14 protein-coding genes and 2 pseudogenes are annotated in these 16035 nt (G+C 61.1%); 10 read left to right on the top strand and 6 right to left on the bottom strand.

Annotation, left to right across the window (positions count from 1 at the left end; all coding sequences use genetic code 11):
* Positions 1–41: 41 nt before the first annotated feature.
* Complete coding sequence (locus ACSQ9D_RS16130) at positions 42–887, bottom strand: AraC family transcriptional regulator (RefSeq protein WP_436283037.1); 846 nt, start codon at positions 885–887, stop codon at positions 42–44.
* A gap of 75 nt (positions 888–962) precedes the next feature.
* Here ACSQ9D_RS16130 and ACSQ9D_RS16125 point away from each other — a divergent pair, with 75 nt between their 5' ends.
* Entirely contained in the window at positions 963–1895 is a 933-nt protein-coding gene (locus ACSQ9D_RS16125; RefSeq protein ID WP_436283036.1) for a phytanoyl-CoA dioxygenase family protein, read from the top strand.
* 31 nt (positions 1896–1926) lie between these two features.
* On the opposite strand, the gene ACSQ9D_RS16120 is transcribed toward ACSQ9D_RS16125, so the two are convergent.
* The 3 genes from ACSQ9D_RS16120 to ACSQ9D_RS16110 form a co-directional block, all read right to left on the bottom strand.
* Entirely contained in the window at positions 1927–2676 is a 750-nt protein-coding gene (locus ACSQ9D_RS16120; protein ID WP_436283035.1) for a TerC family protein, read from the bottom strand.
* Between the two features lie 102 nt (positions 2677–2778).
* The gene (locus ACSQ9D_RS16115; RefSeq protein WP_436283034.1) at positions 2779–3618 is read right to left on the bottom strand and encodes an AraC family transcriptional regulator; all 840 of its coding nucleotides are present in this window, start codon (positions 3616–3618) and stop codon (positions 2779–2781) included.
* 107 nt (positions 3619–3725) lie between these two features.
* Complete coding sequence (locus ACSQ9D_RS16110) at positions 3726–4397, bottom strand: TetR/AcrR family transcriptional regulator (protein WP_436283033.1); 672 nt, start codon at positions 4395–4397, stop codon at positions 3726–3728.
* A 154-nt stretch (positions 4398–4551) separates the two neighbouring features.
* On the opposite strand from ACSQ9D_RS16110, the gene ACSQ9D_RS16105 reads away from it, so the two are divergent.
* The 5 genes from ACSQ9D_RS16105 (at position 4552) to xylA (ending at position 11402) form a co-directional block, all read left to right on the top strand.
* On the top strand, positions 4552–5748 hold the full coding sequence (locus ACSQ9D_RS16105) for an HlyD family secretion protein (RefSeq protein ID WP_436283032.1): 1197 nt from the start codon (positions 4552–4554) through the stop codon (positions 5746–5748).
* 22 nt (positions 5749–5770) lie between these two features.
* Positions 5771–7363, top strand: a complete 1593-nt coding sequence (locus tag ACSQ9D_RS16100; protein WP_436283031.1) for a DHA2 family efflux MFS transporter permease subunit — start codon at positions 5771–5773, stop codon at positions 7361–7363.
* A gap of 192 nt (positions 7364–7555) precedes the next feature.
* The gene (locus ACSQ9D_RS16095) at positions 7556–8581 is read left to right on the top strand and encodes a LacI family DNA-binding transcriptional regulator (RefSeq protein WP_436283030.1); all 1026 of its coding nucleotides are present in this window, start codon (positions 7556–7558) and stop codon (positions 8579–8581) included.
* 18 nt (positions 8582–8599) lie between these two features.
* Positions 8600–10054, top strand: coding sequence for a xylulokinase (xylB, locus tag ACSQ9D_RS16090; RefSeq protein ID WP_436283029.1), 1455 nt, complete (start codon positions 8600–8602; stop codon positions 10052–10054).
* A 37-nt stretch (positions 10055–10091) separates the two neighbouring features.
* Positions 10092–11402 (top strand): xylose isomerase, encoded by a 1311-nt coding sequence (gene xylA / locus ACSQ9D_RS16085; protein WP_436283028.1) that lies wholly within the window; start codon positions 10092–10094, stop codon positions 11400–11402.
* Between the two features lie 154 nt (positions 11403–11556).
* Here the strand turns inward: xylA and ACSQ9D_RS16080 are convergent.
* Positions 11557–11882 (bottom strand): annotated as a pseudogene (locus ACSQ9D_RS16080) (DsrE family protein); the annotation flags it as partial.
* On the opposite strand from ACSQ9D_RS16080, the pseudogene ACSQ9D_RS16075 reads away from it, so the two are divergent.
* The 3 genes and pseudogenes from ACSQ9D_RS16075 to ACSQ9D_RS16065 form a co-directional block, all read left to right on the top strand.
* Positions 11874–12002, top strand: a pseudogene (locus ACSQ9D_RS16075) (AraC family transcriptional regulator); the annotation flags it as partial. The pseudogenes ACSQ9D_RS16080 and ACSQ9D_RS16075 overlap by 9 nt on opposite strands.
* Before the next feature lie 380 nt (positions 12003–12382).
* A complete protein-coding gene (locus tag ACSQ9D_RS16070; RefSeq protein ID WP_436283027.1) occupies positions 12383–12601 on the top strand; it encodes a hypothetical protein in 219 nt (72 codons plus the stop codon).
* A 128-nt stretch (positions 12602–12729) separates the two neighbouring features.
* Positions 12730–13200: a cupin domain-containing protein gene (locus ACSQ9D_RS16065; RefSeq protein ID WP_436283026.1), complete on the top strand. Its 471-nt coding sequence runs from the start codon at positions 12730–12732 to the stop codon at positions 13198–13200.
* Between the two features lie 102 nt (positions 13201–13302).
* Here the strand turns inward: ACSQ9D_RS16065 and ACSQ9D_RS16060 are convergent, their stop codons facing one another.
* Positions 13303–14334, bottom strand: a complete 1032-nt coding sequence (locus ACSQ9D_RS16060; RefSeq protein ID WP_037119656.1) for a LacI family DNA-binding transcriptional regulator — start codon at positions 14332–14334, stop codon at positions 13303–13305.
* 170 nt (positions 14335–14504) lie between these two features.
* Between ACSQ9D_RS16060 and ACSQ9D_RS16055 the strand changes: the two genes are divergently transcribed.
* The gene (locus ACSQ9D_RS16055; protein ID WP_436283025.1) at positions 14505–16028 is read left to right on the top strand and encodes a sugar ABC transporter ATP-binding protein; all 1524 of its coding nucleotides are present in this window, start codon (positions 14505–14507) and stop codon (positions 16026–16028) included.
* Positions 16029–16035 lie beyond the last annotated feature (7 nt).

Below are 16035 nucleotides of genomic sequence, written 5' to 3'. Positions count from 1 at the left end.
CCATTCGTCAAATGGCGAAGACCGGTTGATATCGGCTGCACTCACAATCTGCAGTGCTGGCGGCGAAACTCGCTTGGCGAACAGTGTTCGCAATCGTGAAACATTCGGGAAAAGTAGAATGCGTCCTCGATGCCGACGGCATTCGAAATCGCCTCGATGGAGAGATTGGATGTCGCCAGCAACTGCTTGGCGCGATCGATGCGAAGGCGCCGCTGGAAGGCCTTCGGTGACAGGCCGATGGCCGCCTGGAAACGCCGCCGCAACGTTGCCGGGGACATGCCGAATTCCTGCGCTAGGGACCGCATGTCCGTCGGCTCGAATGCGCGACGCTGCAAGGTCTCAATCACCAATTCGACTTTTACGTCGCCGGCATCGTTCTTGCGCGTGCTTGCCTGGCGGGCACATTGGACGGCGATGCGGTGAAGCGTGGCTGCTGCCGATGCAAGGCTGAGTGGATCGCCTGCGGCAAAGTCCGAGTGAAGCGCGCTGAAGAGATGCTGCATCTCGCGACGATTGTGCAAGCGCACCAGCGGAGCTGCCGCCGATATCAGGCGCTGACGCATCAGGTCTGCCATCAGCGTTCCCTCGAAGAGAGCCCATCGTTCCTCGCAACTCTCTCCGTTCGTCGGGCCATAGGAATGCAATGTGCCGGCGGGCAGCCAGAAGAGCGATGGCGCGCGGATCTCCTGAACACCCGCCTTCACCGTCTGTAGCGTGCCATGCCCGGCTTCCACGAGGACGACGGCGTGCATCGGCAGGCGGCGGTTGGCGATACGTGTTCCAATACGTTGCCGGCCGAACCCCGTGACGGCGAGCGCCGTGCCGCCGGCAGAGGGTGAGCGATAGAGGGCGATCGGTGTTTCGTCATGAGCGAAAAATCCAGTCATTCTTTCCATCCATGGCAAGTCAGCTTTCTTTCCACCAGATTTTCCAGCGTCTATTTCGCTTTGGGAGTGATCGAAATGTCAAGTCTTGCTCTGGATCGCAAGCCCGGTCAGGCGTTGGCGACAGACCTGGACGCCAACGGGAAGGTCCTTTCGACGGCGGCGAACCGGTTGGGTGGGCTCGTGCCGACGGATCCGTCGATCGGCGTGGAGGCGATCCGCAGGCTTTATCACGAAAACGGCTATGTCTGGTTGAAGCGCTTTCTCGATCCCGAAGCGGTCAATGCGTTTCGCGGCTGGGTTTTCTCGCATCTGGCACGCGGCGGGCTCGTCGCACCCGGCTCCGATCCGATGCTCGGGCTATCCGCCGGCACGGGCTTAGACAAAGGCCAGGTAGATCGCATTCTGATGGCGCTCGTCCGCTCGGTCGCCTTTGAGGGTTTTTGCGCGCAGCCGCGGCTTGCGCGGTTCATGGACGAGTTCCTTTCCGCAATCTCCTACCTGCACAAGCGCAAGATCATGCGTTTCACCCTACCCGGCACGGCGACGGCAACCCCGGCGCATTACGATCTCGTCTATCTGCGGGGCGGCACCAACCGGCTGGTGACCGCCTGGATTCCGATCGGCGATACACCGGTCGACATGGGCGGGCTCGTCTATCTCGAGGGATCGCATGCCGTCGGCGTGCGTATGGAAGAGGAGTTTTCCAGGAAGAGCCTCGACCTGTCTGCAGAGGAAAGGATCAGTGCATTCAACCGCAACATGACCGAGGGCGGCTGGGTTTCGAAGGACCTCCCCGAGATGGCGGAGCGCTTCAATACGCGCTGGCTGGTCGCCGACTACGAGGCCGGCGACGTCGTGTTGCACAGTCCTTATATGATGCACGCCTCGACCACGAACCAAAGCGCCTCAAACCGGATCAGGCTATCGACGGACATCCGCTATCAGAACGTCGATGACGAGATCGATGCGCGGTGGGGCAATCATTGGAGCCTGGGGGACATGCTTTAGGGCGCGGCCCAGAGCCGCGCCCTTTGGTGGTTCAGTGGCCGCCTTGCTTTTTCCGCTGGCGGGCATTGCGTGCGAACATGTTGAGCCCCTCCACCAACGCCGAGAAGGCCATCGCAGCGTAGACGTAGCCCTTCGGCACGTGGAAGCCCATGCCCTCGGCGATCAGGGTCGTGCCGATCATCATCAGGAAGGCAAGGGCCAGCATGACGATGGTTGGGTTCTTCTCGATGAAATTCGCAAGCGGCGTGGCGGCGACCAGCATCACGGTTACTGCCGCAATCACGGCGACGACCATGATCGGCAAATGCGGTGTCATGCCGACGGCGGTGATGATGCTGTCGACCGAGAAGACGAGGTCCAGCAGCAGGATCTGACCGATCGCGGCTGCAAAGCCGGCGGTCGCTGCCGTGGCAATGAAATCCTCGTTGTGATCGACTGGATCGACGTTGTGGTGAATTTCCTTCGTCGCCTTCCACAGCAGGAAGAGACCGCCAGCGATGAGGATGATGTCCTTCCAAGAGAAGCCGTGGCCGAACAGTTCGAAGATCGGTGTCGTCAGCTTCACGATCCAGGCAATGGTGCCGAGGAGGGCAAGTCGCATCACAAGGGCGAGGCCAATGCCCACCTTGCGTGCTTTCTCGCGATGCTCGGGCGGCAGCTTGTTGGTGAGAATAGAAATGAAGATGAGGTTGTCGATCCCGAGGACCACTTCCATCACCACGAGGGTGACGAGGGCCACCCAGGCGGCCGGGTCCTGAACGAGCATCATGATGTCTTGCATTGGCGTATGTCCCCTTGCGCCACATAGATTTGACGCTCGCAATGTACGGACGCAGCCTGCCTTGGCAAGCGCGCAAGGGGATATACGAAAGCCAGACGACTTTTATTCCTTGATGGGAATCCAGATTTCCGTCAGGCCCATGCCGGTATAGGGGTCGAAGCGCTCGTCGTAGCGCTCGAACATGTCGGGCATGTCGCCGAATTGAATGCCGGAGTTCGGCATCCAGCTCCCGAAAATCTGATGCATCGTTGCGGGAATGCCAGAGACATGGCCGCGATGAGCAAAGACCGCGTAGCGCTGACCGGGTATCTTCAGCGTGGTAAAGCCGTCCGGCAGGTCGCTGCCGTCATCGATTGCCACTGCCGCCATGTAGCGGAACTTCTCTGCCTCGCCCTCGATATGCGTGCAGACACCATAGGCGACATTGCCGATCTGGCCGGGAATGTTGCCGAAATGAACATTGAATTTTTGCCATAGTGAGGGGATCGCGGCGTTGCCACCGTAGGGATATGTCTCCTGCAAACCGGCCAAGAGCATCGGCGGCAGGGTTTCGAAGCGCGGCGGTTCGAGTTCGGGAAGGCGGGCGGGGTCCATGCGGATCGGCTCCAGAAGTGCGAGGTTGCGCGTATGCCCCTGCTTGCGGACGGCCTCAGGTGTTAGACCGAACTGATCGCGAAAGGCACGGGTGAATGCCTCGTGCGAGCCGTAACCCGCGTCGAGAGCAACCTCGAGAATGTTGGCCGGTTGATCGAGCAGCGTCCGTGCCGCACCGCTGAGGCGGCGGGCGCGAATATAGCCGCTGATCGAATGCCCGGTGACAAGCCCGAAGACGCGCGAAAGGTGGTAGCGCGAAAGCCCGGCAACGTCCGAAATCTCCTGCAGAGTGATGTCGTTGCCGAAATGACTTTCGATAAACCAGATCGCTCGTCCGACGGCGCTCATTCCTTCTCCCTTGGCTGCATGCCTTTCATAGCGAAGGGCAGCAGGTCGCGTTTGATCGCGGTTGCGCAATTCTGGCGCGGACGGAGGAAGAAATCAAAGGGCGGGGTTCAGGACTGCTTCTTGGCGCCGTAGGCTGCCGTGAAGACGCGGATGGCGCCATTGACCACGCGATCCATCTCCTCGCGCGGAGGAGGGGCGTCCATGTCGCCGAACAGGCGCAGCTTGAAGAAACTTCCACCGCAGAGTTCCAGGAACTGCCGGGCGGCAAGCTCGATGTCGTCGATCTCGAAACGGCCAGCCTCGACCTGGCTCGTCAGGAAATCCTTCAACACCGTCCTGATGTTCTCCGGGCCGGTGAAAAAGCGCTGACAGAGGTGCGGCATGCGGTCGCGTACGCCGATGACCGTGCGCATTGCATTGATGACCTTATCCTCGGTCAGGTGGCTGACAAAGGTCATGCCGAAGTCGTGCAACGCGACGTCGGGATCACTGGATTCCTTGAGAGTATTGCGCACGCTGGCGACGAAAGCCGCTCGCTCGCTCTCCATCATCGCGGTGAAGAGCTCTTCCTTGTTGGCGAAGTAGACGTAGAGCGTTCCCTTTGAAACTCCGGCCTCGCGCGTTACATCGTTCATGCTCGCGGCATCGAAGCCAAGTTTCATGAAAACGCGTCGGGCGCCGTCGAGAATTTGTTTGCGCTTGGCAGGGTCTTCGCCTGCAGCCCATCGGCCGCCAGTCGAGGGAGAGTCGTCCACGCGCGTATCGGAAAGCTCTGTCATCGCTCCTTAACCATATCCGCATCAGCGAATTTTTCGTTAATAAAACCGAACCAACCGGTTCGATATATCTTGATATGAATGGAAAAAGGTTCTATGTCAACTGAACCGAACCGTTCAGTTCGATTAAATTCACTCGATTTACCGGTAGCCGCCCATGTCGTCCAGTCCAAAAGCCAATGTTGCCCGCATCGTCAGCGAGCCTGCTGATACCGAGGGCAAGGCTCAGGAAGCAGCAGTTCCCACCGCGGAAGCACCGCGCGCGCCGCAAGCTCCTGCTGAGACGCAGGCCGCTCCCGCAGAGAAGAAGAAAAAGCGCAGTCTCGCTCTGCCGATCATTGGCCTTGCGCTGCTGGCAGGCGCTGCGTGGTATGGCTACGATTGGTGGACGACGGGCCGTTTCCTGGTCTCGACCGATGACGCCTATATCGGAGGCGACATCGCGACGATCTCGCCGAAGGTCACAGGCTACGTCGCCAAGGTGAATGTCGTTGCCAACCAGAAAATCAAGGCAGGCGACGTCTTGGCATCGCTCGACGACGGCGACTACAAGCTCGCCCTCGATCAGGCCGTGGCGTCCCTTGATACCGAAAAGCTCTCGCTGCAGCGCATCGACGCGCAGATCGCCGGCGGACAGGCAAGCCTTGATCAGGCCAAAGCCCAGAAGACCGCCTTGGAAGCCACCGTTCGCGGTGCACAGATCACGCAGACCCGTGCTGCAGAACTGCAATCCAAGTCTGTCGGCACCACCGCCAACCTCGACGCTGCGAACATCGCGCTCGATCAGGCAAAGGCGAACCTCATCGGTGGCGATGCGGCGATCGCATCGGCAGAGGCAAACATCACGCTCCTGCAGGCGCAGCGCCGCGAAGCTGAGGGCACGATCCGCCAGCTCGAGCTTTCGCGCGACAAGGCTGCCCGTGACCTCTCCTTCACGGTTTTGAAGGCGCCTTATGACGGCGTCGTCGGCAACCGTTCCGTCCAGGAAGGCGATCTTGTGTCGCCCGGACAGCGTCTGATGGCGCTCGTTCCGGTCCGCCAGCTCTTCATCGACGCGAATTTCAAGGAAACGCAGATCCAGCATTTGGTTCCGGGCTCCAAGGTTAACGTCCACGTGGATGCCTATGGCGATCACCCGGTCGTCGGCACGGTCGAGTCGATCTCGCCGGCATCCGGCTCCGTCTTCTCGCTGCTGCCCCCGGAAAATGCGACGGGCAACTTCACGAAGATTATCCAGCGCGTGCCGGTTCGCATCTCGCTGCCGCAGGACGCCCTCGATAGCGGCCGCCTGCGTGCTGGCCTCAGCGTCGTCGTTGATGTCGACACCCGCACAGCGCCGGATGCGGCCAAGTAATATCGTCTGACGAGGTAGCCCCATGGCCGCGAGCGCAACAGTTGGAACCGTTCCGGCCACTCCGGCTGCCACGGATCATATGGATCCCCGCAAGCTCATCGCGTTCTTCGCGATGGTGCTCGGCATGTTCATGTCGATCCTCGACATTCAGATCGTGTCGGCGTCGCTTGCCGAAATCCAGGCGGGCCTCAGCGCCGGTTCGGACGAGATCGGCTGGGTGCAGACATCTTACCTGATCGCTGAAGTCATCATGATTCCGCTGTCGGGCACGCTCGCACGCATCGTCTCGACGCGATATCTGTTTGCGGCCTCGGCTGCTGGGTTCACCATGGCGAGTGCGCTTTGTGCGACGGCGACCAACATCGACCAGATGATCGTCTACCGCGCCATTCAGGGCTTCATCGGCGGCGGCATGATCCCGTCGGTCTTTGCGGCCGCATTCACGATCTTCCCGCCCTCCAAGCGTAGCATCGTGTCGCCGATCATCGGCCTGATCGCCACGCTTGCCCCGACGATCGGCCCGACCGTCGGCGGCTATCTCAGTCATGCCTTCTCCTGGCACTGGCTGTTTCTGGTCAATATCGTGCCCGGCATCATCGTGACGATCGTCACCTGGAACTTCATCGACTTCGACAAGCCGGAATTCTCGCTGATCAAGAAGTTCGATTGGTGGGGATTGCTCTCCATGGGCATGTTCCTCGGCGCGCTGGAATATGTACTGGAAGAAGGCAATTCGAACGACTGGTTCAACGACCGCAACATCGCCATGGGTGCCGTCGCCTCGGCGATCGGTTGCGTCGTGTTCTTCTACCGGGCGTTCAAGGTGGACTTCCCGGTCGTCGATCTCAGGGCCTTCAGCAACCGAAACTTTGCCGTCGGCTCGCTGTTCTCCTTCGTCATGGGTATTGGCCTCTACGGACTGACCTATATCTATCCGCTCTATCTCGGGCGCATCCGAGGCTACGATTCGCTGATGATCGGCGAGACGATGTTCGTGTCGGGTCTCGCGATGTTTTTCACTGCGCCCATCGCCGGCAAGCTGTCGACCAAGATGGACCTCAGGCTGATGATGGTGCTGGGCTTCGCGAGCTTTGCTGCCGGCACCTACATCATGACCGGCATGACCACGGACTGGGATTTCTACGAGCTGTTCATTCCGCAAATCCTGCGCGGCTTCGGGCTGATGATGTGCATGGTGCCGATCAACAATATCGCGCTCGGCACGATGCCGCCGGCGCGTATGCGCGGCGCATCCGGTCTCTTCAACCTAACGCGTAACCTCGGTGGCGCCGTGGGTCTTGCCGTGATCAACACAGTGCTGACGAACCGGCAGGACGTGCACTATCAGCGGATCCGCGAGGGCCTCGACTGGGGCAATCCGATGGCGCTCGATCAGATCAAGAACATGACGTCGAACTATGATGCCTATGGCATGGATGGGGCGGTGGTCGCGATCAAGCAGATGGTCGGTCTGGTAACGAAGCAGGCGATGGTGATGTCGTTCGCCGATATCTTTATGTTGCTGACCGTGCTGTTCCTCGCCATGATCGTCGGCATTGTGCTGATCGACAAACCCGCTCCGCAGGGCGGCGGCGGGGGTGGCGGCGGCCACTGATTTCCCCGATGAATGCAGTGTGACGCCGGCCCGGGAAACCAAGCCGGCGTTGTTGCATTTGGCTTTCCACGCCATCGCACATCAACCTTCAGGCCGTGAAAAATCAGCGGCCGATCTTCGATAGAAGATGTGTTTGCAGATTTTGATTTACGTACATCAAATTTGGAGCTAAAGGTCTCGTCAGGAGGAGAGATGAGACCTACAGTTCACGATATCGCTGCTGCGGCAGGCGTCAGTCTGGCAACCGTCGACCGGGTTTTGAACCAGCGACCGGGTGTGCGCCATGTGACGCGCGAGAAGGTCGAGAATGCCATTCGCGAGATCGGTTACATCAGGGATGTCGCTGCTGCCAACCTCGCCAAGGGCCGCACTTATCCGCTCGTCTTCATCCTGCCGGCCAGCGACAATTCCTTCATGCACGGGCTGAACGCTGAGGTCCGCGCGGCCGCCGCGCGTTCGTCCGTGGAGCGAACGAATATTCGCACCCTCGAGGTGCCAGCCTTCGATCCGAGCGCGCTCGTGAATGTTCTGGATGAGCTTCGCAAGGAGCGGCCTTCGGGAATCGCGCTTGTAGCCACCGATGCGCCTGAAGTGCGCGATGCCGTCGACCGGCTGGTGAAGGACGGCATTCCCGTCGTGACGCTGGTTTCGGATCTCACCGGCTCGCAGCGCCATCACTATGCCGGTGTCGACAATATTGCCGCCGGTCGCACGGCCGCGCGGCTGCTGGGGCGTTTCCTCGGCGGCGCCAAGGGCGAGATCGCGGTGCTCGCCGGCTCGATGCTGGTGCGTGACCATCGCGAACGCCTCGAGGGTTTCGCCGCCGTTATAGCGGCGGAGTTTCCATCGCTCTCGATCCTGCCTGTCATCGAGGGCCGCGACGATCCGGAGATGGCCCATATGCTGGTGGCAGATGCCCTGTCGAAGAACAGCGGCATCATCGGCATCTACAGCCTCGGTGCCGGCAATCGCGGCCTGATCAAGGCGCTGAAGGAAAAGGCAGTCGATCGGTCGCTGACAGTCATCGCCCATGAGCTGACCGCGCATACACGCGCCGCGCTTCTTGACGGCACGATTGACGCAATTCTGAACCAGGATGCGGGTCATGAGGTGCGCAGCGCCATCCGCGTCCTCAAGGCGAAGGCGGACGGACTTTCCGTGATCGACGCGCAGGAGCGCATCCGCCTCGACATATTCCTGAAAGACAATCTGCCGTAACGGCAAGGGGAGAAACACATGTATCTGGGTCTCGATCTCGGAACCTCCGGCGTCAAAGCCATGCTGATCGACGGCGATCAGAAGATCATCGGTTCGGCCAACGGCGCGCTCGATGTCTCGCGTCCGCATTCCGGCTGGTCGGAGCAGGAGCCGTCGCACTGGATCCGTGCCACCGAAGAGGCCGTTGCCGGCCTGCAGGCAAAGCATCCGAAGGAACTCGCCGCCGTGAAGGGCATCGGCCTCTCCGGCCAGATGCACGGCGCGACCCTGGTCGATGCCGACGACAAGGTGTTGCGCCCCTGCATTCTCTGGAACGATACCCGCTCCTACGTCGAAGCGGCCGCGCTCGATTCCGATCCGCGCTTCCGCAAGCTGACCGGCAACATCGTTTTCCCCGGCTTTACCGCGCCGAAGCTTGCCTGGGTCGCCAAGCATGAGCCCGAAATCTTCGCCAAGCTCGCCAAGGTCCTGCTGCCGAAGGACTACCTGCGTCTCTGGCTGACCGGCGAGCACATCTCCGAAATGTCGGATTCGGCAGGTACCTCCTGGCTCGATACCGGCAAGCGCAAATGGTCATCGGAGCTTCTTGCGGTCACCGGCCTCGATGAAAAGCAGATGCCTCATCTGATCGAAGGCACTGAGCAGGGTGGCATGCTTCGCAGTGAGCTGGCCGGCAAGTGGGGTATGCCGGAAAGCGTCGTCGTTGCCGGCGGCGCAGGTGATAACGCAGCTTCGGCCTGTGGCATGGGTACCGTCAGCGATGGCGCCGCCTTCGTTTCGCTCGGTACCTCGGGCGTTCTTTTTGCCGCCAATGGCGCCTATCTGCCGAAGCCGGAAAGCGCCGTGCATGCCTTCTGCCACGCGCTGCCTGATACCTGGCACCAGATGGGCGTCATCCTGTCGGCGACGGATGCACTGAACTGGCATTCCGGTGTCACCGGCAAGTCGGCCGCGGATCTGACCACCGAACTTGGGGAAACGCTGAAGGCGCCATCGGGTGTTACCTTCCTTCCCTATCTCTCAGGCGAGCGCACGCCGCACAACGACGCCGTCATTCGCGGCGCCTTCATCGGCCTCGAGCACGAGAGCAGCCGCGTGGTGCTGACCCAAGCCGTGCTGGAAGGCGTATCCTTCGCCATCCGCGACAATCTCGAAGCACTGCGCTCGGCTGGCACGGATATTTCCCGCGTCACTGCGATCGGCGGCGGCTCGCGCTCGCGCTACTGGCTGGCCTCGATCGCCACGGCGCTCGGCGTACCGGTCGACCTGCCGGCGGATGGCGACTTCGGCGCGGCTTTCGGCGCCGCGCGTCTCGGCCTGATCGCCGCGACCGGCGCCGATCCGGTTGCCGTCTGCACACCGCCGAAGACGGCCGGCACGATTGAGCCCGTCGCGACTTTGAGCGGTGCTTACGAGGACGCCTACAACCGCTATCGCGCTCTTTACCCGGCGATCAAGTCGCTACAGCACTGAACCCAGAACAACAATCTCAAACCTGAGGAGATACGAGATGAGCACCGGATTTTTCGGCGACATCCAGAAGATCAAGTATGAAGGCCCGGATAGCACCAATCCGCTGGCCTTCCGCCATTACAACAAGGACGAAGTCGTCTTCGGCAAGCGCATGGAAGACCATCTGCGCTTTGCCGTTGCCTATTGGCACACCTTCACCTGGCCGGGCGGCGACCCCTTCGGCGGCCAGACCTTCCTGCGCCCATGGTTCGACGACACGATGCAGGCTGCGAAGCTGAAGGCTGACGTCGCGTTTGAGTTCTTCTCGCTGCTTGGCGCTCCGTACTACTGCTTCCACGATGCCGACGTGCGTCCGGAAGGCAAGAACTTCGCCGAGAACACCAAGAACCTCAACGAGATCGTCGACTACTTCGCCGAGAAGCAGGCCGCGACCGGCACCAAGCTGCTCTGGGGCACGGCGAACCTCTTCTCCAACCGCCGCTTCATGTCGGGTGCCGCGACCAATCCGGATCCGGACGTTTTCGCCTTCTCCGCGGCGACGGTGAAGACCTGCATGGACGCCACGCACAAGCTCGGCGGCGAAAACTACGTGCTGTGGGGCGGCCGCGAAGGTTACGAGACGCTGCTCAACACCGACCTGAAGCGCGAACTCGACCAACTCGGCCGCTTCCTCAACCTCGTCGTCGAATACAAGCACAAGATCGGCTACAAGGGCACGATCCTGATCGAGCCGAAGCCGCAGGAGCCGACCAAACACCAGTACGACTACGACGTCGCGACCGTCTACGGCTTCCTGAAGAGGAACGGCCTCGAGAACGAAGTGAAGGTCAATATCGAGCAGGGCCACGCGATCCTCGCCGGCCATTCCTTCGAGCACGAGCTGGCGCTTGCCAACGCGCTCGGCATCTTCGGCTCGATCGACATGAACCGCAACGACTATCAGTCCGGCTGGGATACCGACCAGTTCCCGAACAATGTTCCAGAAATGGCACTGGCCTACTATCACGTTCTCGCCGGCGGCGGCTTCAAGACCGGTGGTACGAACTTCGATGCCAAGCTGCGTCGCCAGTCGCTGGACCCGGCAGATCTCCTGATAGGCCACATCGGCGGCATGGATTGCTGCGCCCGCGGCCTGAAGGCTGCCGCCAAGATGATCGAGGACAAGGCGCTCTCCCAGCCGCTGGAAGACCGCTACGCCGGCTGGGGCACGGCGGAAGGCCAGAAGCTCATCCGCGGCGAATACTCGCTGGAGCAGATCGCCGAGTGGGTCGAAAGCAAGGACGTCAACCCGCAGCCGAAGTCCGGCAAGCAGGAACTGCTCGAAAACATCGTCAACCGTTACGTCTGATCGGCGGTTGAATGTGGAGGAGAGGGCCGGGGAGCGAAAGCTTCCCGGCTTTTTTATTTGGTCTGCTATCGGGCGACGTTCGCGTCGCCCTACCTGGCTCCGGGGCCGTGGAAACAGGAGGCAATGTCATGACGAAGGCCGACCTTTTCGCCATCTAACGGGACCCGATCTCGGCACGGGTTGCGCCTCCAAGCTTGAGAGCGTGGGCTCCTTCCTTGATCTCGGCATGCATGACGCTCGCACCGACAATCACGACGCCGTCGAGGAGGTCTTCCTGATCGTAGCAGCGTGACTTCACGCAGGGTGGGTGCAGGCGCAGATCGTGGCGCCGCGGTTCTGGAAATCCTCGATCAAATCCGCGAGTGGATCCAGCGGGGGGACATGTGTCATGCGCTGGCCGCCCTTTCGCACCAAATCGATACCGGTGCCGGTGAGGAACACCGAGACTTTGAGCCCAGCTGTGATGCGGCCATTGGCGATCGCGCGCGGGACGACGTGTTGTCGACATTGCTCTCAGCGATGCGTCGTTCAGGATCGCTGCAGTTCTGCTTCATGCCGTCTGGCGACTGGCAGACCGATGACAAGCCCTCCATGGTGGCCCGGCGAGCCGATCGTGACCATTGCTTAGAACGCCGGATATGCGAAAGAGGCGGCCTGCAATCGAGCCGTCTCGCGGGCTTCGACACGCTGCCCGCGACATGGCGCGCAAAGGCGCAGACTAGCACGCGTGGTCAAGACTCTCGCGCCACCGACGACAGGTTACCGAAGCGGCCGGAAGCGGGAGAGCGACGGGAGGCGTTTAAAGGCAGACGATAGTGGCTAGCCACTTATGCCGACCGCAATGGGTGAACCTGACTGGGGTGCCAACCTCGTTTGCGAGCACCCCCAGCGGGCATTACAGAAATCGGTCGATCATCATGGCTTGCGCAGCACGCGCTGACGAGCGTAGACCGGTTTCATGCAAACGGGAGGGCCGATACATGGGCGACAGCGAACGTGATTGGACCGCCCTCGTGCAGGCAGTCGCCGACAGCCCCAAACGCGACAACAGCGCCTACCACAAAGCAATGGCCGAGGCCCGGCAGGCGTTTGATGTAGCCGAGGCCGCTCTTGGCGGGCCGGTCCAGGTCAAGATGAAAACGAAGATGAAGCGAAACGGCGAATACGTCGTGAAATGGATGTTCAAGCGGGTGAAATGACTTGCCGACATTCGATCGGATGACCGAGGAGCGCTTGCCTAGAGATGGTCCGCGGACGTATTCTTAGCATTCGCGAGCCTGCACCAGCGTGCAGCCGAGGTGAAAGGCCCGGCGAGAGGGAGGATATCATGAAAATCGCATCGATATTCGCAGTCGGTTGGATTGGCTTCTGCGGGACCGCAGCCTTTGCCTTGGCAGAGGATGCGCACCCAATATTCGCTCCCGGTGATGTCAAGTGGGTCGAGGCTCCCAAGACGCTTCCTGCCGGAGCACAAGCGGCGGTCTTGTTCGGCAATCCCACCAAGAAAGGCTTGTTTGCCCTTCGGCTCAAATTGCCGCCAGGGTATGCGATCCCACCACACACGCATCCTGGCTATGAAGTGGTGACGGTCATATCCGGGGCTGCCAAATTCGGCATGGGCAAAACCGCCGATCGGAGCGCCACGAAGGCACTACCCGCAGGCAGTTTCTTTGCCTTGCCGCCGGGCACGGCGCATTTTGTTTACTTCGACGATGAGACTGTCGTCCAAATCAACACCAACGGTCCGTGGGGCATTAAGTACGTCAACCCTGCAGACGATCCTCAAAAGTCGCAATAGCCAATAGCCAGTTGCGGCACGAAGGCCAACCGCTCCCGCCGCCGCCAAGCGCGGCGGGACGTCCATGTCGCAGTCGGGTGGCAAAAACATCTGTTACCGGCGTCAGCGCTTTGTCCATCGCCGCGACGGCGCGCCCACTGAATTGCGCACCACAAGGTCCGGGCGCAGCAGGATTTCGGTCTCCGCCGGCTGGCCGTCGGACAGGAATTCCAAGAGAAGAGCCATGGCCTGCTTGCCGATCGCGGTTCGCGGCTGGCGGATGGTTGTGAGCGGCGGCGACATGAAGACGGCCTGCGGCACGTCATCGAAGCCGGTCACCGAAAAGTCGGTCGGAATATCGTAGCCGCGGGCGCCGAGGCCGATCATCACGCCAATCGCCGTCTGGTCGTTCACACACATGAAGGCCGTCGGCAGCGTGTCGCGCATGAACAATTGCTCGACGGCATGGCGGCCACTTTCAAGCGTTCCGTCGCCTTCGAGCACGATGCGCTTGTCGGGCGCAACGCCTGCCGCATCGAGCCCCGCGTCATAGCCCTCGCGACGTCTGGCGTAGGCGAGACGGGTGCGCGAATCGCCGATGAAGGCAATGTTGCGATGACCCTCTGCAAGCAGCAGGTCGACCGCCTTTCTGGCCCCCTCCACATCATCGACACCGACATAGGGGATACCGCCGTTGAAGACCGGCTCGAAGACGCCGACGCTTGGCGGCAGGCGGGCGGTCATTGTCTGATGGCCGAAGGGCAGGATGCCGGTAAAGAGAATCAGACCGGCGGCCTGGTTGGAATTCAGAAACTTCAGATATTCAAGGCCGCGCTGCGCATCATTCTGCGTATGGCCGATAAGAATGCCGTAGCCATGGGCGCGCGCTTCGTTCTCGAGGCCGACGAGAATGTTGGAAAAATTCGGGTCGCCGATGTCGGGGGCCACCACGAGAATCATGTTCGACCGGCCGAGCCGCAGGCTCCGCGCCATGGCGTTGGTGGTGTAGCCGGTGATGGCGATCGCCTGGTTGACCTTTAGCCGCGTCGAGTTGGCGACCTTCTCCGGCATGTGGATCGCCCGCGACACCGTCGCGATCGAAACCTCGGCGATCCGAGCGACGTCTTCTATGGTTGCGGGCGTGGAATTCGACACTGCGTCCTGCCTTGGGATGCCTTCGCCGCGACACTACACAGACTTGTCGAGAGGTCAAACGCCGGAACCGGCAGATCTGTGTGTAACGATTATGTAAACCTTTACATGCGCCGTGTAAAGGTTTACATATGGCGTCCAGCGGATGGGAGCCGCAGGGAGGAAGCCAGTCAATGAGTGTGGATTCTGTCGACGCCGCGCCTGTGGTGTTGTCCGCGCGGCGCATCTGCAAGTCGTTCAGCGGCGTGCAAGTTCTCTTCAGTGTCAACTTCGATCTGCGCGCCGGCGAAATCCATGCTCTCATGGGCGAAAACGGCGCGGGCAAATCGACTTTGGTCAAGGTTATGTCCGGCTTCGAGCAGCCGAGCTCGGGCGAGATATTGCTCGACGGCAAGCCGGTCGTGCTGCCCGCCAACGGTGCGGCGGAAGCTCTCGGCATCGTTCTCATCCACCAGGAATTCAATCTCGCCGAACATCTGACCGTCACCGAGAGCCTCTTCCTTGGTCGCGAGGTCACGCGTTTCGGCGTCCTTGACCGCAGACACATGCGCGCCGAGACCCGCAAGGCGCTCGATCTCCTCGGTTCGCATGTCGACGCGAATGCCATAATCGGCACATTGTCGATCGCTGACAAGCAAATGGTGGAAATCGCCAAGGCAATCAGTCGCGATGCACGCGTCGTCATCATGGACGAACCGACGGCCGTGCTATCGCGCGAAGAGACGAGTTTCCTGTTCCGGCAGGTGCGCAAGCTGCGCGACAAGGGGACGAGCTTCATCTTCGTATCGCATAAGCTCGATGAGGTGATGGAGATCACCGACCGGGTGACCGTGCTGCGCGATGGGCAGTGGGTCAAGACGGCGCCGACCGCGATGCTCGACGGCGAATCCATCGCCCAGCTGATGGTCGGGCGCGAGCTTTCAAGCCTCTATCCGACCAAGGCCGAGCCCAATGTCGACGAGGAAATCGTCCTCCGGGTCGAAGGGGTTTCGACGGGATACGTGCAGGATGCGAGCTTCGAGGTCCGCAAGGGTGAGATCATCGGATTTTCCGGCATGATCGGCTCCGGCCGCACGGAGCTGATGGAGGCGATCGCGGGGTTGCGCGCCCGCGCATCCGGCGAGGTCGTCATTCGCGGCGAGACCGTGCTTTCGGGCGATGTGCATGCCGCCAACCGCGCCGGGCTTGCCTACATGACGAAGGATCGCAAGTCGAAGGGTCTGCTCCTGCGTTCCGGGATGATGACCAATCTGACGCTTCAGTCGCTCGGCCAGCATTCGCGGCACGGCTATCTCAGCCCGAGCAGCGAGGCCAAGGCGCTTGCGACGGCGCGGCGACGTTTCGATATCCGCGTTCGCGACACCAATATCGTTGCCGGTCGCATGTCGGGTGGCAATCAGCAGAAGCTGCTGCTTGCCAAGGTCATGGAGACCGAGCCTGAGATCATCATCATCGACGAGCCGACACGCGGCATCGATGTCGGCACCAAGCAGCAGATCTATCATTTCATCTCGGCGCTGGCGCGCGACGGTCGATCCATCATCGTCGTCTCCTCGGAGATGCCTGAGGTGATCGGGCTCTGCACCCGGGTCGCCGTGATGCGCGAGGGGCGCATTGTCGGCGTGCTCGAGGGCGAAGAGATCTCCGAGCAGGAGATCATGCGCTATGCAGCCGGATTGAAGAAGAAGGCCGCCTGATGCTGGC

Source organism: Rhizobium sp. LjRoot258 (assembly GCF_964254185.1).
Classification (GTDB): Bacteria; Pseudomonadota; Alphaproteobacteria; order Rhizobiales; family Rhizobiaceae; genus Rhizobium.
Note: the sequence above shows the minus strand (reverse complement) of the source record. Positions and strands in the feature narration are given on the sequence as shown.